Consider the following 17,319-nt stretch of genomic DNA (forward strand, 5'->3'; position numbering starts at 1 on the left):
TGGACCCTGCACGGAGGGCCACGGCGCGCAGACGGTGGATCAGTTCCGCGTCTGCCTCCAACTCGGCTGTGGCTACGCCTCGTTCGAGTGCGGGAAGGCGAACGCCGTGATCCGCGCGGAGCCTGTTTCCAGGTGCGCGGCTGCCCGGCCCTGTGTCCCCGGGAGCACCCCGGAGTCCAGGCACAGCAGGAAGACTCCGATCCCCGGCGGTTCGTTCCCGCGGTCGAACGGGGCCGCGTCCAGAGAGAAAGAGCCGCCGCCCAGGGTCGCCAGGAACTCCACGAGCAGCGCGACATTGACGCCCCGGTGGCCGCCGAACGGAAGCGGCGCACCTGCGAGGGCGGCCGAGGCGTCGGTGGTCGCGACGCCGTCCGGACCGACCGCCCAACCGTCCGGGAGGGGCTCTCCGGCCTGGGCGTGACGGCGCACGTTGACATAGGCGGTCTGTGACGACGCCTGGCCGATGACGACGGGCGGACCGTCCGGGCGGGGTACGGCGTACGCCATCGGGTTGGTGCCGTCCGAGGACAGCAGTCGGGTCACGGCTGTCGGCGGGCAGGACGCGCAGCCGCCAAAATTCGCCTTTTCGGATGAGCCACGAGGCGGCGACGTCCCCGCTCTCCTCAGCCGCGACCAGCAACGGCTCCAGGAGGTTGATGGCCATCTGCTCGGCGGCCTGCCAGGTGTCGCACCACAGGTTGACCTGCCACCAGCGGGTAGGCGTTTCGCGCCGCGACGTGCAGGGAGCGCAGGGCCAGCAGCAGGAATCCGATGTCGTCGAGGTACACGGGGTCCGGCAGCAGGTCGACCGGTGACACCGTGTAAATCACGGCGGCCCAGACCAGCGCCTTGTTGCCGAGCGGGATTCCCGCGTCGAGGAGCAGTCTCCTCGCCCGGATCACCCGCACCAGGAGAACTGCGGCGATGCCCATGGTGAGCAGCACGACGGCTGCGGCGAGGATGAGCCAGGCTTTGGTGTCCATGCCTCATCGTGTACCCGCTGAGCGGGCGGGCCACAGGGCAACGAAAACGCTCACCCGGACGCGGGGTGCGGGATGCGGATGCGGGATGCGGTCAGCGCGCTGAGCGGCGCAGCGCAAGGAGCGCCTGGTCGTCCTGGGGCCGGCCACCCGTGTGGCGCCGTACGTCATGGATCAGCATGTCGAGGACCTGCGCCGGTGTGGGGTGCACCCCGGACCGGGCGCGGTGCCGGAGCAGAACGGGCAGGCGCGCCGCAGCGTCGTAGAAGGTGCCTTCGGCATCCCGTGACTCGGTGATGCCGTCCGTGTAGCACAGGAGTGTCGCGCCGTGCGGGAACGCAAACGTGTCGACCGGTGCGGACCAGCTGCCCAGCACCCCCATCCCCAGCGGAGGCACTTCCTGAGACGGTTCGAGGACGGTGGCCGAGCCCTGTGCGTCGAGGAGCAGGGGCGGCGGATGGCCGCGGTTGACGATGCGTACGGCGCTGAGGTCCGCGGGGAACTCCGCGATCAGCGCAGTGGTGAACCCCTCCTCCTGTTCGAGGCCGCCGCGCCGCCCGCCCTCACGCAGCAGTGCCATCTCCAGCGAGCGCACAAGCTGCGTGAGGCCGTCGGCCTCGTCCGCGGCGTACCTGAACGCGCCGAGATTGGCGCAGACCGCGCTCACGGCGCCCAGGCCCTTGCCCCGTACGTCACCGACGAGGACGCGTGTGCCGTACGGGGTGTCCTGTACGACGTACAGATCGCCGCCGATCATGGCCTCGTCCTCGGCGGGCACGTACCGCGCGGCAATGTGCAGGTCGCCCAGGCGCGCCGGCGGTCTGGGCAGCACGGCGCGCTGGGCGACGGCCGCGACGTGCTGAGCACGCCGGGTCCGGACGTTCTGCCGCTTCAGCGCGCGGTTGATGAAGACGGCCAGCAGGGTCACGGCCAACAGGGTGAACTGGTTGGCCAGACCGCGGTGCCAGCCGAAGGTACCGTCCACCCAGGCCAGTCCCGCATGGACGGCCATCGACGCGAGGCCCACCCAGATGATGCCGGGCAGCGTCAGGAGCGGGGCGGCGGCGACGGGCGCCGCCATGATGAGCGGGGCCGATGTCACCTCGGTCGGGGTCACCAGGTCGATCACTACGGCCAGCACGATCACGCCGGCGGGAATCCACTGAGCCTTGTTCAGCTGCACCACTCCCCCACGCTGGCGGCAGCTGGCGTGCGCCGCATCCCGGCCGGCGCGGCGGAGAGCTCATACGACGAGAACGCCGGTGGTGCGGGCCGGTCGCACGGGTGGCGTCGAGTCGGATGCGGCGGTTCACGTCCACATCTGGCTCGTCGACGGTGTCGATCCTGACGCCAGGGGTCTCCTGGGTCGCCTGGTCGCCGGTCTCGGGGGCGGGAACGCGCAGCAGGTTCAAGGGCGCAAGCCCGTCATCGGGTGCGGGGCTGATCGAGCGACACCACCTGCACGGTGAGGCGCGGCCGGTGGGCAGCCTCGGCCAGCACTTCCCGCTTCCGCTCGTGACCTTGGTGCGGGGCGCGGGGTGATCTTGGCGGAGTCGGACAGCGACAGCCTGCCGAATTCGCCGATCGACGCAGAGTTCTGGAGCCCGGCGAGAGCTCCGGACGACATTCTCGCCTCTGCCTCTGCCGGCTTTCCCCGGGGACCGTGCTCCAGGGCCTGCGCTCGCATGATGAGGGACCACGGCACTCAGTGCGGCCTAGTCGTCGAGCATGTCGGAGGTGTTGTACTGGTCGTGCCTGATCCGGAAGGCTTTCAACTCTTCGGGGCTGCGCTGTGAGTACTCCTCCACCTTCTCGAAGTACTCCTCCCTGGCAGCTCCCGGTGTGAAGAGCAGCAGAAACGACACCGGGTCGTCGCTGTCGTTCTGGAAGGCGTGGAGCCCGCCGGGCGGTACGTAGAGGAAATCTCCCTCGCCTCCTGTGACCCAGCGTTCGCCGTTGTAGAGCCGGACCTCGCCGGACAGGACGTAGAAGGACTCGGAGATCGTCCGGTGGAAGTGTTCCCTGGCACCCTTGGTCTTCGGCTCCATGTCGATCTTGTACAGGCCGAACTCGCCGTTGGTGTTCTCCCGCTTGGCCACGTAGCTGATGTTCGTGCCGCCCGAGCCGGTGTCGGGCTGCGGGGGTGCGGGTCGGAACAGTGCGCTGGCCTGGCCCCTTTCGCCGAGGTAGCGGGGCTCTGGGTAGGACATGGCGACTTCCTGATTCGTGAGCAGGTGGTTCCAGGCCAGCCCTTTGAAGGACTGGTGGACTGACTGGTCCGGGTAGGTTCACAGCGGCGGGCGCTCGGCGAAGTGCGTGTCCTTCGCGTCGGGCGGGAACGACGCGAGCTTCGGCATCTCCTCGTGGAACTCGTAGTCGGTGGCGAGAATCGCGGACAACGGCGCTATGGCCCCCTGCGCCTTGTTGCCCTCGGCTATGCGCCGGCAGTCGCTCGCGCGCCTCGGGCCTGCGAACCGGGACGATGCGCATCGGGGACTGGTTGAAGGCGGTTCGGCCGTACTTGACCAGGTCATAGATGGCCCGCATCTGCTCGTCCATGACTGGATCGTCGCTGAATGTGTCCGCCGTATGGGCTGCGCGGAAGAGGGGATCCCGGGCAGCAGGATGCTCCCCAACCGCGAGAAGCTTGGTTCACGCGGCGGGTCCACCGCCGAAGTTCGACCGCGTGGGCTAAAGAGACGGATTGGGCCCACGTTTCTGGCTGCTGCAGGGGCCAGAAACGGCATTAGAGGTACAGAAGCCCGACAGATGGATGAGGGACCGGGCCGACTCCGGTCTATGGCTTCACAGGTGGTCGGCGGCGGACCACCCGACCACGCGGCGGGAGTCGATGGCGGTGGCCAGGCAGAGCCAGCGCCCCCGCGATCGATCTGCTGAGGATGAGGCCACAGGTTCAAATCCCGCGGCCAGGCCAGTGGGCCTCTCCTCGTCGAAGAGACCGCTTGGCTCGACTCGGGCAATGAGATTCCAACGCCCCTGAGCGATCGCTGCGGTGGACGTCTCGACGCGAGGAGGGGTTTTCTCGTGGCTGACTATGCCGCGCATGCGCACAAGGCTCAGGAGTTGCTTTAAGCAGCTGAGCGAGGGGATGAGGGGCGGCTCTCCGCCGAGACCCGCGTAGGGATGGCCCAGGTTGAGGCGCTCCTTGCACTTGCCGCCGCGATAGACAAGCAGGAGAGAGCGACATCCCGCTGAAGGACGGCCCCGCCACTTGGACAGCAGTGCCGTACCGCAACCCCAGCAATCGCCCAATCCGGCAACGCCCTTGAGGGGACTCGTAGCGGCCCGGTATGGCCCGCGTTGACGTGGTCCTGCTAGAGGGAGCTACGGATCAGACGCCCTGCACCTCCGCCGCGGGCTATGGCTATCCAAATACCAGGTCCTACTCCTCACCTTTGTCCCGGTCATCTTCGAAGACAAGGAGCGGTTTGGCGCCATGAGCGGGTGTTTCGGCGAACGAGATGGCTTCAGCGAAGCGTTCGAGCGGGAACGGCTTGCCTTGGGGGATGCTCAGCACTTCATCAGCGACGAGGCCGCGAACCTCGGACAGCGCGCGCAACGCATCCGTAGGTGAGGCAGTGCCGAACCAGCGGTTCAGCCAGAAGCCACGGACCACTTTGGTCTCGTAGATGACCGAGCGCGCCAGCAGCGGAATCGTCAGCGCCGCCGGGTCAGTCTGCCGATGGGTGGAGAGCGCGCCGTAGACCACGAGCTCTCCTCCCGGAGCCAATGCCTGGGACACCTGGGCACCTACGTGTCCCGCGACACAGTCGGTGGCCTTGCGCACGCCAGCCGGTCCTGCGATCTCAGTCACACGCTGCAACAGGTCCTCGTCCTCCGTGCAAATGACCTCGTCGCCGCCAAACGCCTTGATCTCCTCAACGGCACCGCGCCGCCGCACCACATTGATCGTGCGAATACCCAGATGCCTGGCCAGCTGAATGACGAGTCGACCGACGGTGGAGCCCGCCGCCGTCTGCAACAGCCACTCTCCCGGCTGTACGTCGAGTTCGCGAGTCACTAGGAGCAGCGCAGTAAACGGATTGACAGCGAGTTGACAGGCGCTGGAGTCGCTCAGCCGATCAGGGACCGGAAGAAGCCTATGTACATCGGCAACAAGGTATTCCTGCCAGGTGCCGGCCACACGTGGCCCGGGTACCGCCGGGACGGCAACGACCACCACACGCTCGCCAATCTCCAGTCCCTCGGTGTCCGGACCCAGGGCCTCAATACGACCCACGCATTCCATGTGACCCCCGACCGTGGGGAACTCGGCGGAGAAGCCGTAGCGACCACGCAACACGTGCAGATCGCTGGCGTGAATCGGAGTCGCCTTCACGCGGATCAACGCCTGGCCGGCTCCTGGCGTGGGAACAGGCCGGGATTCCAGCCGAAGGACATCGTTCGGCTCGCCAACCTCTCCGGCTACGAGCGCGCGCATGGATTGCGGCATGAGTGACCTTTTCCCTCAGCACCCGACGAACGCGGCGGCCGTTCTGGGCAGGAACGCGCGAACTCCGGCGGGTCTCGACGCCATATGTACAGCTCGCCTCGCCTGATCGATCGCCAGGTGTCACCCCTCCACTCCCCTAGCTTGCGCTCCTTCGCGAGGGCTGTCATGTCGTGAGCAGGCTTGCCCTCACCTCGAGGCTCGCGACGTCGTGAGAGCCCGGCCTCGGCTCGTTGATCACGAACATCAACAGCCTTCACGAAGAGTCCTTTTACGTCCGAGATCACGCGAAGTTCCTCGATCACTCCTGCCGACGTGCCATTCCCCGTGACGGCAGGGCACTCCCGGACCGGATCGACGCCGTGGAGTTGGACCGGGTCACGTACCACTACCCCGATCGTGAGACTCCGGCCTTCAACGGGGTGTCGCTGACGGTGTCGATGGGGTCGGTCGTCTCGGTGGTGGGCGGGAACGGCAGCGGCAAGTCCACCCTCACATGAAGATCATCAGAGGGCTACTCAACCCCGCAGTGCGGCTCGGTGACTTGGGGCGGCACCTCCGTGCAGGGCCTCGACCGCGCCCGCCTGTTCGGGCGGGTCGGCCAGTTGACTCAGGACTTCCAGCGGGGGCCGTTCGCCGCGGCCAAGAACGTCCGCATCGGCCGACCGCATCATCCTGGGCCGCCAGAAGAGCTCGGCACCTCCGTGCAGTACGTCACTGTGATCCCCCCTGCGGATGATCGCTGCATGCGCCCGGTTCCCCAGCACGTCCATCATGGCCAACGATCAAGCTGCCGACGCGCCGCCGCTCACCATGCACCAGTTCGCCGGCAAGTGATCCCCAGATCATCCGCTCGGAGTGTCCCGGCTCTTCTTGACCCGGTTACGCTGTGCGGCCTGCTTTGCGCGGTTGCCGCAGATCGCCATGCTGCACCATCTGCGGACACGCCCTCTCGTGTGGTCGACGAACATGAGCGTGCATGCCGGGCCTTCGCAGGTTTTGACGTCCGAGAGGTCCTCCTCGCTGAGGAGCCTGGCCAGTGCTTCGCCGACGGGCAGCTGCAGCGAGTCCGGTGAGCGCCAGTGGCGCGTCATCCGCAGCTCGGGCCGGGAGTTGTTCCCCTGTTGTGCGACGGCAAGCTGAAGGAATTTCTCGTCGCGCGCAAGCAGGCGGTTCCGGCCTGTTCCAGCCAGGCCAACAGGCCGTCACCGTCCTCGATCCAGTCGGCCTCCGTGTCGGCAGGTGCAGCAATCGAGTTGAGGAAGTCCAGGCCGAGCGTGTCGGCGAGGAACAGAGCGGGAGCGTGCTGGACCATCCTGGCTGTCCCTTCCCCTGGGTGGGCACGTGTCGTCAGCGTTCGCACGCGAAAGTAGCCTCCTTGAGCCGCGTTAAAAAGTTACCCATCTCCATAACCTGATTATTGAGGTCCCCATCGTGGCCGCGGAGGGCCGCGTGGTCCACGCGGAGACCCAGCGGTTCATCGCAGGGCGGATGAAGGTCCGGGTGCACACCGTGGCAGTCGGCCACCTGCCCGTGCTCACGGCGCCGGAAGCGGTTGTCGACATCGTGAGGGCAAGCCGTGCGCGAGGTCGCGTGGGTGATGGATCCGGCGGAAGGCCGGCCTGGAGACGCCCGGAAATCGAGCAGGGCGAATAACCCTCCGACGGCGATTTAGGCAGTTACGCATCGAGTTGATCCGAGAGGCTGCGGCGGCTGCTGACGCTCCGTCGGTCGCCTCGGGAGAGAAGGGTGAAGGTCATGGTTGACATTGCCTACCGCACGGTCGACGTGGACGGCCTGAAAGTGTTCTACCGGGAAGCCGGCCCTGCGGACGCACCGACGTTGCTCCTGCTGCACGGCTTCCCGTCGTCGAGTCACATGTTCCGCGAGCTGATCCCCCTGCTCGCCGACCAATTCCACATCGTCGCCCCTGACCTGCCCGGTTTCGGCAGGTCGGACATGCCCTCGCGAGACGACTTCGACTACACCTTCGACCACATCACCGATGTCATCGACCGTCTGACGGAGGTACTGGGCCTCGATCGCTTCGCGCTGTACGTGTTCGACTACGGCGCGCCGGTCGGATTCCGGATCGCCACCCGCCACCCCGAGCGGATCAGCGCGATCGTCTCGCAGAACGGCAACGCGTACGAGGACGGGCTGAGCGAGGCCTGGAATCCGGTGCAGGCGTACTGGAAGGAGCCCTCGGCAGCCAACCGGGAGGCGATCCGGATGCTCGTCCAGCCGGAGACGACGGTCTGGCAGTACCAGCACGGCGTTCCCGATGAGACGCGCGTAAGTCCGGACGGCTACGGCCTGGACAACCACTACCTCGCACGCGAGGGCGCGCACGAGATCCAGCTCGACCTGTTCCTCGACTACGCGAGCAACGTCGCCCTGTATCCCACGTTCCAGGAGTACTTCCGGACGAGTAAACCGCGACTGCTCGCGGTGTGGGGCAAGAACGATCCGTTCTTCCTGCCGGCCGGGGCCGAAGCCTTCAGCCGCGACATCCCCGAGGCCGAGGTTCGTTTCCTCGACACCGGTCACTTCGCCCTGGAAACACATGCCGAGGAGATCGCGGCGGCACTTCGCGACTTCCTCGCCGGCTAGGCAGCGCGCCGCACACCATGCGGATCGCGCGTGGCGAGGGTCGCATCGACTCTCCGGCCGTGCAGCCGGCCCCCGGTCAAGGTCCCGCACACCGGCGATCCCGACAGGGCTGCCCTCTCGATTTCAGCGAAGGAGGAAGACGATGCCGAACTCCGTCGCAGAGGTCACCTGCGCCAGCCAGGGTATGGGTCGCTCCACGGCGATCCGGTTGGCGCGGGACTTTTCCGTGGGACGCCGGCCTGGCCCTCAAGCTCCACGGCGCACGCCGCTCGCAATTCGAGGCATGGCCTGCGCTGACCCAGGCCAAGGGTTCCGTCGTCCTGATGTCGGGCAACTCCGCCATCTTCCCCTAGGCGCCCTACGCAGCGATCGCCGCCCTCGCGAAGGCGTTCTCCGACCGTGGCGTCACCGACGGCGTCCAGGGCAACAGTGTCCTGCCGGCCCGGTCATGACGGGGCGCCGCCGCTCGTATCTCGAGTACTGGGCGCCCAGCCACGGCATGAGCGTCGAGGTAGCGATCGACACGTTCCCGCAGAAGGCCGAGATCCAACGCTTCGTCCAACCGGATGAGATCGCCGAACTGATGGCGTTCGTCATCTCGCCGGCGGCCCCCCGGATGACCGGATCGACCTTGCGCATGGGACGGCGGAGAGGTGAAGCCCGTCTGATCAGCGGCGCGGTGAAAGGTCGGCCCGCCCGAGTACGAAGGCCCGATGACCGCGCCGGGACCGCCAGTTCGATCACCGCAGAGTCCACGGAGAGAAATTGACCGAGAGGGAAAACATGAGGACCGAAATGTACGACGTCATCGTCGTCGGGGCCGGACCGGTCGGGCAGAACGTCGCGGAAAGATCGCGTGCCGCCGGATTGAGTGTGGCCGTGGTGGAGCGAGAGCTGGTCGGCGGTGAATGCTCCTACTGGGCCTGTGTTCCGAGCAAGGCCCTGTTGCGGCCGGTGATCGCGATCGCCGACGCCCGTCGAGTGGACGGTGCGCGGGCGGCGGTGACAGGGCGGATCAGCGCGGACGACGTCTTCGCACGCCGCAACCGCTACGTGACCGACTACGACGACAGCGGTCAGGCCGACTGGATCGGGAGCATCGGCGCGGACCTGGTCCGCGGAAACGGCCGGCTCGACGGGGAACGCCGTGTGGCGGTCAGCAGTTCCGACGGCGAAAGACTCCTCACCGCGCGCCACGCGGTCGCCCTGTGCACCGGCAGCAACGCCGTGCTCCCCGATCTGCCCGGTATGGCCGAGGCCAGGCCGTGGACGAACCGGACCGCCACCGACTCGGTCACCGTGCCGGACCGGCTCGTCGTCGTCGGCGGAGGCGGGGTCGGCGTGGAGATGGCCACCGCCTGGCAGGGGCTCGGCTCCATGGTCACACTGCTGGCACGCGGGCCACTGCTGCGCCGTATGGAGCCTTTCGCCGGGGAGATGGTCGCCGAAGGCCTCAAAGAAGCGGGCGTTGACGTTCGTATCGGCGTCTCCGTCACCGAGCTGCGCCGCCCCGATCCTTCCGGACCGGTCGGCATCTCGCTGGACGACGGCACCCAACTGGAGGCCGACGAGATCCTGTTCGCCACCGGGCGCTCGCCGCGTACCGAGGACCTCGGTCTGGAGACGGTCGGCCTGTCCCCCGGGTCCTGGCTGGATGTCGACGACACCTGCACGGTGCGAGGCGTCGACGGGGACTGGCTGTACGCGGTCGGCGACATCAACCACCATGCCCTCCTCACCCACCAGGGGAAGTACCAGGCCCGGATCGTCGGCGACACGATCGGCGCCCGCGCGGCCGGGCAGCCGCTGGACACCGAGCCCTGGGGTGCGCACGCGGTCACCGCCGACCACCACGCCGTACCGCAGATCTTCTTCTGCGATCCCGAGGCCGCCGCCGTCGGCCTCTCCTCCGCCCAGGCCGAGCAAGCGGGCTACCGCGTACGGGCCGTGGACGTCCGGTTCAACGAGGCCCAGGGCGCGAACCTGTACGCCGACGGGTACCAGGGCCGGGCCCGCATGGTCGTCGACCTGGACCGGGAGACGCTGCTGGGCGTCACCTTCGTCGGCCCCGGCGTCAGCGAGCTGCTGCACTCCGCCACCGTCGCGGTGGCGGGGGAAGTGCCTGTCCCCCGGCTCTGGCACGCTGTGTCCTGCTTCCCGACCATCAGCGAAGTCTGGTTCTTCCTGCTCAAGGCCTATCGCAGCTGACGAAGGCCCTGATGAGCTGCTGGGTCTTTCTCGGTCGACCGGCCTTGGCCCGCTTTTGGGCCCCGCCGAGCTGCTCGGACGTGGGAGGAGTCGATCAGCGCCCGCGACCAGTCCACCTAATACCTCCCCTCAGCGTCATGACGCTGTCCGGCGGTGTGCCCCGCGGCGCACCGCCGAGCGGCGTTTGCGACGAGTCGACGGACCCGAACGGCCTTGAAAGACAGCACCTGTTGCCTCGGCTGGACCTCAGAACACGCGGTCTCGTCGGATGTGGTGCGGGATGAGGTCGAGGAAGGCCTGCGGCGCGCGCCACGGTGGGCGCGTCGCCGAGGCGACAGCGCTGAGCATCCAGGACAGACGGACGTCGGCCGCCTCCTCGATCGCAGCGGCCGGAGTGTCAGGGTCGTGCCGCTGCATCATCCGCAGGACTGAGGTTCCCGCCCCTCGGGCTCAATGCAGGCGGACAGCCCCGCCGTGGGTCCGTTGCCAAAGTGTCAACGGACCCACGGCCCCATCGAGCAGGGCGAGCCGGTGAGGTCTGCAGTGAACTGCCCGGGTGCCCAAGGGATCGCGCGGCGCGCGATGTCACAAGGTGCCGGGCCCGCGGACACCGCCGCACCGCTCACCCGGCTCCTCTGCCCTCCCGGCTCCCTCGCGACCCGCCCAGCGCAGCGTTCAGTACTGCTCGGTCTCCACGAACCCGGCGTCCCCGTCGTCCTCCGCCCCATAGGCGTCGGCAGCAGCGGTCGGGTCGAATCCGGGCGGGCTGTCCTTGAGGCCCAGACCCATGCCGGCCAGCTTCGCCTTGACCTCGTCGATCGACTTCGCACCGAAGTTACGAATGTCCAGGAGGTCCGCCTCGGAGCGGGCGACGAGCTCACCCACGGAGTGGACTCCCTCGCGCTTGAGGCAGTTGTACGACCGAACGGTGAGGTCGAGCTCCTCGATCGGCAGTACCAGATCGGCGGCCAGGGCGGCGTCCGTGGGGGACGGGCCCATGTCGATGCCCTCGGCGTCGATGTTCAGCTCGCGGGCGAGACCGAACAGCTCCACCAGGGTCTTACCGGCCGACGCCATGGCGTCACGCGGACGCATGGCCTGCTTCGTCTCGACGTCGACGATCAGCTTGTCGAAGTCGGTGCGCTGCTCGACACGGGTCGCCTCGACCTTGTACGTGACCTTGAGCACGGGGCTGTAGATGGAGTCGACCGGAATACGGCCGATCTCCTGGCCCACCTGCTTGTTCTGGACGGCGGAGACGTAGCCGCGACCGCGCTCGACGGTCAGCTCCATCTCCAGCTTGCCCTTGCCGTTGAGCGTGGCGAGGACGAGGTCGGGATTGTGCACCTCGACACCGGCCGGGGGCGCGATGTCGGCGGCGGTGACCAGACCCGGGCCCTGCTTGCGCAGGTACATCACGACCGGCTCGTCCTGCTCCGAGGAGACGACCAGCTGCTTGATGTTCAAGATGAGGTCGGTGACGTCTTCCTTGACGCCCGGCACGGTGGTGAACTCGTGCAGGACACCGTCGATACGGATGGACGTGACCGCCGCACCCGGGATCGAGGAGAGAAGGGTTCGGCGCAGAGAGTTGCCGAGGGTGTAACCGAAGCCTGGCTCCAGCGGCTCGATCACGAACCGGGAGCGGAACTCGTCGACGACCTCTTCGGTCAGGGACGGACGCTGAGCAATCAGCACGAGGTATTGCCTCCAGTGGTTTGGCGCCCGCTATGTGACACCGTGGACACCACGAAGGGTACGGGCGATACAGACCATACGGCCTCCGAAGACACCGACCCGCCCGACTCCGCCCGTCCGCAGGCCAGTCGGCGAGCCGAACCTCGGCAGGAGCGGAGCCCGATAATCAGCTGCTCCTACTCCTGGACGTCAGTCACACGGAGGGGGCCGGGACTCGAACAGCCGGGTGTAATAGCGGCCTTCTGCCTCCAGTCCGGTGGGGTCGTCGCCGGCACGGAGCACCTGCTCGACGGCGCAACGCTGTTCCGCCACGCTCGTGAACAGCCGCTGGGGGTAGGTTCGTGCGGAGTCGGTCGTGGTGGTCAGGCCGTGGGCTTCCAATTCTGCGATCACGGGCCCGTAGGGGACGGTGCGCAGGACGAACGCGCTGACCCAGATCGTCTCCCGTTGGCACCCCAGCAGCGCCCGGAAGGTGCGGCGGGTGATGTAGCCGACACCTCCGGTCACCGTGATCAGGCCGGTGTCCGCGACGGCGCGCCGCAACCGGGGGCTGGGCGGCTGGTGTTCCAGGTTCTCGGCATAGGCCTCATCGAGCAGGCCGACGGCCAGGGCGTACTGGACGGCGTTGTCGGCGGAGTCGAGCCCTATGACCGGGGACGCGTCCGCGCGGCGCCGTGAGGCGTAGAACTTCTTGTCGTGTTCGATGAGTTCGGTGGGCGTGAGGGCGTCGACCTCCGGGCTGGTGTAGTGCGCGTACAGCTCGGCCAGTGTGACGTCGTAGTTGAGAAGAGCGGCATTGAAGCCGTACGAGCAGCAGAGGTCGAGGACGGTGACGGGATCGTCGGTGCCGCTGGCTGCGGACCGGTCGGTGCGCGTGCGCCGGAAAACATCCTGGCCGTGGTGCGGTATCTCGTAGTCCAACGGGCCGAGTCGGCGGACGTAGGCGCGAGGATCGGGCTCGTTGTAGATGTCGTCGAATCGGGTCTTGCCCGATGGGGCACTGACAGGGCCTGCGACCATGGGGCGTACCTCCGCGGAATCAGGACGGGTGGCTGCACAAAGGCCTCTATCGGACCGGTTGCACCGCTCGGTAGACCTCGCGGCGGGCACCGGCCACGCGGTGGCCGCCGACACTGAGCAGACCGGCCGGCGCCAACCGAGGGCGCGAGGTCACCCACTCACAACCCGTGCAGAACCTTGTGTCCCGTCGGGACTGACCAACATGACCTGGCGAACCACCAGGAATGGGCTGACGGCCCGCAGACAGCTCTCTCGTGACGTTCGGACGTCCGTTCGGCGGTGAGGAACGCGCCGTGGTTTTCTTGACTTCCTGTCCGGGAACTGGCCGATACTTCCTGTCCGGGAACTGGCCGAATGTTCGGGATGCCACGGTGGATCATGCCGTGGTCGTTCTCGAAGGGCTCGGCCTCGCGGTAGGTTAGGCCTGCCCCTGGCGGTGCTCGTCTACCGCACCGGCACTGCCGCCCGCCGCCGCTCTGGGCGTCGCGAGTGTATTCCTCACCATACCCTCGTACGCCTTGTTCGGCCTGCTGATCACCCCTGTGCCGCTCGAACAGTCGTCGTCGCAGGTCAGGCCATGTAGTTGTACTCGTTGGTGAGGCCGCCGAGGATCCGGGTGCGCAGCAGTCTGCGAGTGCCGGGGCTGTGCACTACGGCGGGCTGTCGCTGAGCACCGGGCGGTAGTTGGTTACGGGCCCGATGGGGGCCGGTGCTGGTTGTGGTGGAGCTGGCAGGCGGCCAGGACCTGTCGCGCCTGCGGTTGTCCCATGCCGAGGCCGTGCGTGCTGAACGACTGCCCCCACCCGCCTACCGCGGAAGTGCCACCCTTTCCGAGACCGCGGCTCCACGGCGCGGTGCGCCGGGACCGCGGGTCACACCTCCTGCCGCGCCGGCTCCCCCACCGCCAGGTCGGAGTCCGCGCGCCGCGGTATGAACAGCAGCGCCACGAAGGAGAGCACGCAGCAGCCCACGATGTAGACGCTGATGCCGACGCTCGACCCGGTGTCCTCCAGGATCGCCGCGGCGATCAGCGGTGCCGGTCCGCCCGCGATGACCGAGGCGAGCTGGTAGCCGAGGCCGGCGCCGCTGTAGCGGACCTGTGTGCCGAAGCCCTCCGCGATGAGCGCGGCCTGAGGGCCGTACTGCACATCGTGGAAGACGAGAGACAGCACGATCGCCAACAGCACCAGCCCCGACGAGCCGGTGTTCAGCAGCGCGAAGTACGGGAACGCGAACGCGGCGACGCAGGCGATCCCGATCCCGTACACGAGGCGGCGCCCGATCCGGTCGGAGAGATGGCCGAAGAGCGGGATGGAGACGAGCCCGATGGTGGCCGCGACGAGCGTGTCGTCGAGCAGGTCGCTGCGGGCGAGGCCGAGGTGTTCGGTCCCGTAGGCGAGCACGAAGGTGATGAAAAGGTAGAACGGGGCCTGCTCGGAGAGGCGTACGAACGCCGCAGTGAGGACCTCGCGCCACTGGTGGCGCAGCACGTCCCACACCGGCAGGCGGACCACGGCCTGCGCGTTCTTGACCGCGCTGAAGTCGGGGCTCTCCACGACCCGCAACCGTACGTACAGGCCGATCGCGATGAGGACGGCGCTGGCCAGGAAGGGGATCCGCCAGCCCCAGCTCTCGAAGCCGTCGCCGGTCGCCGAAGTCATCCAGCGGACCATGCCGGTCGAGGCGAGCAGCCCGAGCGGCACGCCCATCTGCGGCCAACTGGCCATCAGGCCACGGCGTTTCCTCGGACCCCACTCCATGGCGAGCAGCACCGAGCCGCCCCACTCACCGCCGACGCCGATGCCCTGAACGACGCGCAGGACGACGAGCAGGATCGGCGCGGCGAGGCCGATCGAGTCGTACGTGGGCAGGCAGCCGATGAGAACGGTGCTCACGCCCATCAGCAGGAGTGTGATGACGAGAGTGGACTTGCGGCCGACCCGGTCGCCGAAGTGTCCGAAGATCGCGGCGCCGACGGGGCGGGCGGCGAAGCCGACGAACTGCGTGGCGAAGGAGGCGAGGACGCCGGTGTAGTCGGACTGGCCCGGGAAGAACAGGTGCGGGAAAACGAGCGCCGCGGCCGTCCCGTAGAGAAAGAAGTCGTACCACTCGATGGCGGTGCCCACCGTGCTGGCTACGACAGCGCGGTTGCGGTGGCTGCGCGTGGCAGCCGTCTGTCCGGTGCTCGTGCCCACGGAGAATCCCTGTCTTATGCTGTCGAGCCGGCTTGTGCGGGGCGGGGGAGGCTTCCGCGAGAGTGCTCTTGAGTCAGGGGCATGTCAAGGAAGCGGGCATTCCTGTTACTTCCCTACGGCGGACATCGGCTCAACGACACTACGGACGCGGGGCGCTGGAGCTCGTCGGTGGCCAAGCACTGGACCTCGTACATCCGCCCACAGGAGAACCGCAACAAGAAGCTTCAGCCACACGCCCGGCACCGGATATCCCCCCGTCACCGTCGTCGGTCGACGTACGCGAACTCCCCGATGCCGTCGAGCGAAGGCGGTGCGTGTGCTGCGGCATGACGGTGCCCTACTACGCGTCGGAGAGTCCGGCACGCTCAACTGATGTGACCTGACAGGCCTGTTGAATTGGGCCCGCCTTGAAGAACACAACACAAACGACACAATGACGCCGCCGGTGCTGTGACTTCCTGTTTTGCTGCCGGGCCGCAGGAGTTGTCCGCGAACCTTCCCGGACTTGTCCGTGATCGGTAACGGACGCATCCGTGCGCCCGTGCGGCTCGTCCTGCCCAGTGATCGCAAGGTGATCGGGACCGGTGGGGCACTGCGTGAAGGGGACGGACATGGCGCGGCGGAGTGACGGGCGGGGCTGGAACAGCAAATTGGTCGGGGCCGCGCTCGGGGTGACGTTGCTCGCCACCGGTGCCTCGGTGTGGACCGCGCAGGCCGGTACCGCGGACGGCTCGTCACCGGAGGCGACAGCCCCGGCGGGCAATCATGTGAGGCCGACCGCGGTGGCCATCGCACACGCCTCGGACGCGGGGACCCGCGGCATCAACATCACCATCGACGATGGTCCCGACCCCGAGTGGACACCTCAAGTGCTCGACGTGCTGCGGGAGTACGGGGTGAAGGCCACGTTCTGCATGGTGGGCCCGCAGGCCCAGGCACACCCGGACCTCGTGAAGAAAGTCGTCGCGGCCGGGCACCGGTTGTGCGACCACTCGGTGTCGCACGACACCGCCATGGACAAGAAGTCCGAGGCCTACCAGTCGCAACAGATCCTCGACGCCGAACGCCTGATCACCAAGGCCTCCGGGGGCGTACGGCCGATGTACTACCGGGCACCCGGTGGAGCCTTCACCCCCTACAGCCGCAAGCTCGCCGCTTCCCGGGGCATGCGCCCGCTGGGCTGGAACGTGGACAGCAAGGACTTCGAGCGTCCGGGCACGGAGACCATCGTCGCCACCGTCGAGCGGGAACTGCCCAACGGACCGACGCTCCTCTTCCACGACGCAGGCGGCGACCGCACCCAGACCGTCGAGGCCCTGCGCCGTGTTCTCCCCCGACTCAAGGAACAGGGCTACTCCTTCGGCTTCCCGGTGCGCTGAGCCTCGACCCCGGCTCGGTGCGCCGGGGGCGATGTCCGCACGCAGCCGACCTCAATCTCTCTAGTTCTCGCGGGAGTTGTGCTGTCGGTGATCCCGGCGGTGGCGGTGGCGGTGTTCGTGATCGGGCAGCGGCCGCTTCGGGAGGGGATCACGTCGTCGGGTCTGAAGGGCTGAGCAGCCGCGCAGAGTTACTTGGCGCCCTGAAGGGCGGCCTGCCAGACAGGGCTGTCGACGTAGTGGTTGTCGTACAGCTCCGAAGAGTTCTTGATCTCCTCGAAACCGGCCTCGCCGCGCATCACACGGCCCAGCAGGCGCAGGTAGTCGAAGCGCGGCATGCCCGGGCTGAAGACGAACAGCACATCCGCCTCGCGGCCCGGGTCCGCGGCGAAGGCGTGCGGGGTATGCGGCGGCACCAGCAGGAAGTCGCCCTTCTCCAGAACCTTGACCTCGTCATCGATCAGCACGCGCAAGGCGCCGTCCAAGACGAAGAACAGCTCGGACGCCTTGGTGTGAAAGTGCGCGGGAGCACCGACCGCGCCCTTGGCGAAGGTGGAGCGGTAGCTGGTGAGGGCGCTGCCGTCCGTGCCGTGGTCCGCGAGCAGTGTCATCACGCTGCTGGGGTCCGCGGTGGTCTCGGCGGTGGCGGCACGGGTGAGGACGGCCTTGGGTGCGGTCTGCGCGTTCATGATGGTTGTTCCTGCCTGTGAGCTGCGGCTTCGGTCTCTCCCGGCGCCTTGTGAGCACAACTTTATAGA

At 67.7% G+C, this 17,319-nt stretch carries 17 protein-coding genes and 2 pseudogenes; 6 read left to right on the forward strand and 13 right to left on the reverse strand.

The genetic code is table 11. The features are described 5' to 3' along the window. Nucleotides 1-72: 72 nt before the first annotated feature. From OG456_RS02350 to OG456_RS02375, 6 genes and pseudogenes are all read right to left on the reverse strand, one after another. Nucleotides 73-543, reverse strand: coding sequence for an Ldh family oxidoreductase (locus OG456_RS02350; protein WP_266556744.1), 471 nt, complete (start codon nucleotides 541-543; stop codon nucleotides 73-75). Between the two features lie 80 nt (nucleotides 544-623). Next, nucleotides 624-983, reverse strand: a complete 360-nt coding sequence (locus OG456_RS02355) for a YkvA family protein (RefSeq protein WP_266556746.1) — start codon at nucleotides 981-983, stop codon at nucleotides 624-626. A 91-nt stretch (nucleotides 984-1,074) separates the two neighbouring features. Further along, complete coding sequence (locus tag OG456_RS02360) at nucleotides 1,075-2,166, reverse strand: PP2C family protein-serine/threonine phosphatase (RefSeq protein ID WP_266556748.1); 1,092 nt, start codon at nucleotides 2,164-2,166, stop codon at nucleotides 1,075-1,077. Between the two features lie 529 nt (nucleotides 2,167-2,695). Beyond that, nucleotides 2,696-3,190 carry a cupin domain-containing protein gene (locus tag OG456_RS02365; RefSeq protein WP_266556750.1) on the reverse strand — a complete coding sequence of 165 codons (495 nt, stop codon included), beginning with the start codon at nucleotides 3,188-3,190 and terminating at the stop codon, nucleotides 2,696-2,698. 87 nt (nucleotides 3,191-3,277) lie between these two features. Beyond that, nucleotides 3,278-3,623: pseudogene (locus OG456_RS02370) on the reverse strand (nitroreductase family protein); the annotation flags it as partial. Nucleotides 3,624-4,383: 760 nt separating this feature from the next. Continuing rightward, nucleotides 4,384-5,454 carry a zinc-dependent alcohol dehydrogenase family protein gene (locus OG456_RS02375; protein WP_266556752.1) on the reverse strand — a complete coding sequence of 357 codons (1,071 nt, stop codon included), beginning with the start codon at nucleotides 5,452-5,454 and terminating at the stop codon, nucleotides 4,384-4,386. Nucleotides 5,455-5,684: 230 nt separating this feature from the next. Here OG456_RS02375 and OG456_RS02380 point away from each other — a divergent pair, with 230 nt between their 5' ends. Continuing rightward, nucleotides 5,685-5,951, forward strand: a complete 267-nt coding sequence (locus tag OG456_RS02380; RefSeq protein WP_266556754.1) for an ATP-binding cassette domain-containing protein — start codon at nucleotides 5,685-5,687, stop codon at nucleotides 5,949-5,951. Between the two features lie 345 nt (nucleotides 5,952-6,296). Here the strand turns inward: OG456_RS02380 and OG456_RS50775 are convergent, their stop codons facing one another. Both OG456_RS50775 and OG456_RS02385 read right to left on the reverse strand, forming a co-directional pair. Next, complete coding sequence (locus tag OG456_RS50775; RefSeq protein ID WP_353963594.1) at nucleotides 6,297-6,545, reverse strand: CGNR zinc finger domain-containing protein; 249 nt, start codon at nucleotides 6,543-6,545, stop codon at nucleotides 6,297-6,299. Further along, nucleotides 6,542-6,766 (reverse strand): ABATE domain-containing protein, encoded by a 225-nt coding sequence (locus OG456_RS02385; RefSeq protein WP_266556756.1) that lies wholly within the window; start codon nucleotides 6,764-6,766, stop codon nucleotides 6,542-6,544. The genes OG456_RS50775 and OG456_RS02385 overlap by 4 nt, the downstream gene beginning before the upstream one ends. Nucleotides 6,767-7,209: 443 nt before the next feature. Between OG456_RS02385 and OG456_RS02390 the strand changes: the two genes are divergently transcribed. From OG456_RS02390 to OG456_RS02400, 3 genes are all read left to right on the forward strand, one after another. Beyond that, entirely contained in the window at nucleotides 7,210-8,064 is an 855-nt protein-coding gene (locus tag OG456_RS02390; RefSeq protein ID WP_266556758.1) for an alpha/beta fold hydrolase, read from the forward strand. A 499-nt stretch (nucleotides 8,065-8,563) separates the two neighbouring features. After that, on the forward strand, nucleotides 8,564-8,833 hold the full coding sequence (locus tag OG456_RS02395) for a hypothetical protein (RefSeq protein WP_266556760.1): 270 nt from the start codon (nucleotides 8,564-8,566) through the stop codon (nucleotides 8,831-8,833). A gap of 14 nt (nucleotides 8,834-8,847) precedes the next feature. Next, on the forward strand, nucleotides 8,848-10,272 hold the full coding sequence (locus OG456_RS02400; protein ID WP_266556762.1) for an NAD(P)/FAD-dependent oxidoreductase: 1,425 nt from the start codon (nucleotides 8,848-8,850) through the stop codon (nucleotides 10,270-10,272). A 246-nt stretch (nucleotides 10,273-10,518) separates the two neighbouring features. On the opposite strand, the gene OG456_RS02405 is transcribed toward OG456_RS02400, so the two are convergent. From OG456_RS02405 to OG456_RS02420, 4 genes are all read right to left on the reverse strand, one after another. Then, nucleotides 10,519-10,692, reverse strand: coding sequence for a hypothetical protein (locus OG456_RS02405; protein WP_266556764.1), 174 nt, complete (start codon nucleotides 10,690-10,692; stop codon nucleotides 10,519-10,521). Between the two features lie 255 nt (nucleotides 10,693-10,947). After that, on the reverse strand, nucleotides 10,948-11,970 hold the full coding sequence (locus OG456_RS02410; protein WP_266556766.1) for a DNA-directed RNA polymerase subunit alpha: 1,023 nt from the start codon (nucleotides 11,968-11,970) through the stop codon (nucleotides 10,948-10,950). A 189-nt stretch (nucleotides 11,971-12,159) separates the two neighbouring features. Further along, the gene (locus OG456_RS02415) at nucleotides 12,160-12,990 is read right to left on the reverse strand and encodes a hypothetical protein (RefSeq protein WP_266556768.1); all 831 of its coding nucleotides are present in this window, start codon (nucleotides 12,988-12,990) and stop codon (nucleotides 12,160-12,162) included. An 872-nt stretch (nucleotides 12,991-13,862) separates the two neighbouring features. Next, nucleotides 13,863-15,185: an MFS transporter gene (locus OG456_RS02420; RefSeq protein WP_266556770.1), complete on the reverse strand. Its 1,323-nt coding sequence runs from the start codon at nucleotides 15,183-15,185 to the stop codon at nucleotides 13,863-13,865. A gap of 611 nt (nucleotides 15,186-15,796) precedes the next feature. Between OG456_RS02420 and OG456_RS02425 the strand changes: the two genes are divergently transcribed. After that, nucleotides 15,797-16,564 carry a polysaccharide deacetylase family protein gene (locus OG456_RS02425; protein ID WP_266556772.1) on the forward strand — a complete coding sequence of 256 codons (768 nt, stop codon included), beginning with the start codon at nucleotides 15,797-15,799 and terminating at the stop codon, nucleotides 16,562-16,564. Between the two features lie 51 nt (nucleotides 16,565-16,615). Further along, nucleotides 16,616-16,738, forward strand: a pseudogene (locus OG456_RS02430) (carbohydrate ABC transporter permease); the annotation flags it as partial. 14 nt (nucleotides 16,739-16,752) lie between these two features. Here OG456_RS02430 and OG456_RS02435 read toward each other — a convergent pair. After that, nucleotides 16,753-17,250, reverse strand: coding sequence for a cupin domain-containing protein (locus tag OG456_RS02435; RefSeq protein ID WP_266556774.1), 498 nt, complete (start codon nucleotides 17,248-17,250; stop codon nucleotides 16,753-16,755). Between the last annotated feature and the right edge of the window lie 69 nt (nucleotides 17,251-17,319).

It is taken from the genome of Streptomyces sp. NBC_01446 (assembly GCF_026340095.1).
Lineage (GTDB): Bacteria > Actinomycetota > Actinomycetes > Streptomycetales > Streptomycetaceae > Streptomyces > Streptomyces aureus.

Coding starts and splice junctions, on each gene's coding strand:
- OG456_RS50775 (WP_353963594.1), bottom strand. CDS start 6,545: ATGACGCGCCACTGGCGCTCACCGGACTCGCTGCAGCTGCCCGTCGGC.
- OG456_RS02385 (WP_266556756.1), bottom strand. CDS start 6,766: ATGGTCCAGCACGCTCCCGCTCTGTTCCTCGCCGACACGCTCGGCCTG.
- OG456_RS02400 (WP_266556762.1), top strand. CDS start 8,848: ATGAGGACCGAAATGTACGACGTCATCGTCGTCGGGGCCGGACCGGTC.
- OG456_RS02415 (WP_266556768.1), bottom strand. CDS start 12,990: ATGGTCGCAGGCCCTGTCAGTGCCCCATCGGGCAAGACCCGATTCGAC.
- OG456_RS02375 (WP_266556752.1), bottom strand. CDS start 5,454: ATGCCGCAATCCATGCGCGCGCTCGTAGCCGGAGAGGTTGGCGAGCCG.
- OG456_RS02405 (WP_266556764.1), bottom strand. CDS start 10,692: ATGATGCAGCGGCACGACCCTGACACTCCGGCCGCTGCGATCGAGGAG.
- OG456_RS02355 (WP_266556746.1), bottom strand. CDS start 983: ATGGACACCAAAGCCTGGCTCATCCTCGCCGCAGCCGTCGTGCTGCTC.
- OG456_RS02365 (WP_266556750.1), bottom strand. CDS start 3,190: ATGTCCTACCCAGAGCCCCGCTACCTCGGCGAAAGGGGCCAGGCCAGC.
- OG456_RS02435 (WP_266556774.1), bottom strand. CDS start 17,250: ATGAACGCGCAGACCGCACCCAAGGCCGTCCTCACCCGTGCCGCCACC.
- OG456_RS02425 (WP_266556772.1), top strand. CDS start 15,797: ATGGCGCGGCGGAGTGACGGGCGGGGCTGGAACAGCAAATTGGTCGGG.
- OG456_RS02390 (WP_266556758.1), top strand. CDS start 7,210: ATGGTTGACATTGCCTACCGCACGGTCGACGTGGACGGCCTGAAAGTG.
- OG456_RS02395 (WP_266556760.1), top strand. CDS start 8,564: ATGAGCGTCGAGGTAGCGATCGACACGTTCCCGCAGAAGGCCGAGATC.